We start from the raw sequence: 1176 nt of genomic DNA on the forward strand, positions 1-1176 counted from the left end.
ATACCGCCTCTCCTATGAAATGACCTTCTGGAGCCAAGGCGGGAAGCAGAGGGATTTGATGCGGCCGGTTTCGGCGATGAGCGCGTTCCAGGCGTCGCAGCAAGCGTCGATGATGGCGTCCTGATCGGGAAAGACCCGCAGCGACATCAGCTTTTCGCGGAGGAAGAGCCAGATCCGCTCGACCGGGTTGCACTCGGGCGAATAGGGCGGCAAGGGCACGAGGGTGAGCTTGGCGGGCACGACCAGGCTCTTGCTGGCGTGCCAACCGGCACCGTCGAGGACCATGACGGCGTGGTCGTCCGGGGCCAGGGTGGCGGCGAAGTCGGCGAGGAAGCGGTTCATGGCGACGGTGGACACCGTCGGCAGGACGAGGGCAAAGCCGTCCCCCGTCTTGGGTTCGACGGCGGCATAGAGGTAAGTCCAGTCGAACCTCTGGTCGCAGAGGCCGGGGGGACGCTGGCCCTTCAGCCACCAGCGATGACACAGCCGCCCCTTCTGGCCGAACCGCGCCTCATCTTGGAAAAACACGCGCAGGCGCTTGCCCGGGTGTGCCTCAGCGGCCGCCGTCAGGGCGCGGCGAAGCCCCCTTTTTTGAAACGCTCCTGCGCTTTGCTCTCGGTTCTCGGGTGAACGGGTCGGGCCTTCTGGCGCGAGAGGCCCAGCCGCCGCAATGTCCGCCCGACGCTGTGCGGATGGAAGGTTTTGCCGAACTTGGCGGCGATCCACACCGCCAGGGCCTCGCAGGTCCAGGTGCAGACCCCGTCCACGGCGGGGTCCGGTCCTTTGAAGACCGCGGCCGCCAGGGCCGCCTGCTCCGCGTCGCTCAGCCACTCCGCCCGGTGCCCCTTGGGCCGGTCGAACAGGCCCGCGACCCCTTCCACGTTGTAGCGCCGCACCGCGTCCCGCAGCGCCTGCCGCTCCATCCCAGCCAAGCGTGCGGCCTCCGCCCGGTCCAGCCCATCCAAGGCGTTGGCGATGGCATACGCCCGCGCTGCCGCCCGACCGTTGCCGCACCGCCGTGCCCAGAGCCGCAGGTCCGCCGCCGTCATCCCGTCCGCGATCTTCAGGCTTGCCGACATGGTTACTCCCACTCCCGGTGGAGCTTCAGTGAATCATGCTCGCTATAATTTGGGAATCCCATGCGGCCCGAGAGTCAGCTCAGGCGTGAGCCGGTAT

2 protein-coding genes are annotated in these 1176 nt (G+C 67.8%); both read right to left on the reverse strand.

Translation table 11 applies throughout. The features are described 5' to 3' along the window. Positions 1 to 12: 12 nt before the first annotated feature. On the reverse strand, positions 13 to 672 hold the full coding sequence (locus tag J2847_RS33890) for an IS630 family transposase (protein WP_325169542.1): 660 nt from the start codon (positions 670 to 672) through the stop codon (positions 13 to 15). Next, positions 567 to 1079 carry a winged helix-turn-helix domain-containing protein gene (locus J2847_RS34500; RefSeq protein WP_233474987.1) on the reverse strand — a complete coding sequence of 171 codons (513 nt, stop codon included), beginning with the start codon at positions 1077 to 1079 and terminating at the stop codon, positions 567 to 569. The genes J2847_RS33890 and J2847_RS34500 overlap by 106 nt, the downstream gene beginning before the upstream one ends. Positions 1080 to 1176: the final 97 nt, after the last annotated feature.

Origin of the sequence: Azospirillum agricola (assembly GCF_017876095.1) — a bacterium.
GTDB lineage: Bacteria > Pseudomonadota > Alphaproteobacteria > Azospirillales > Azospirillaceae > Azospirillum > Azospirillum agricola.

What these genes read in the sequence shown, in the direction of transcription:
- J2847_RS34500 (WP_233474987.1), bottom strand. Translation starts at nt 1,079, where the DNA reads ATGTCGGCAAGCCTGAAGATCGCGGACGGGATGACGGCGGCGGACCTG.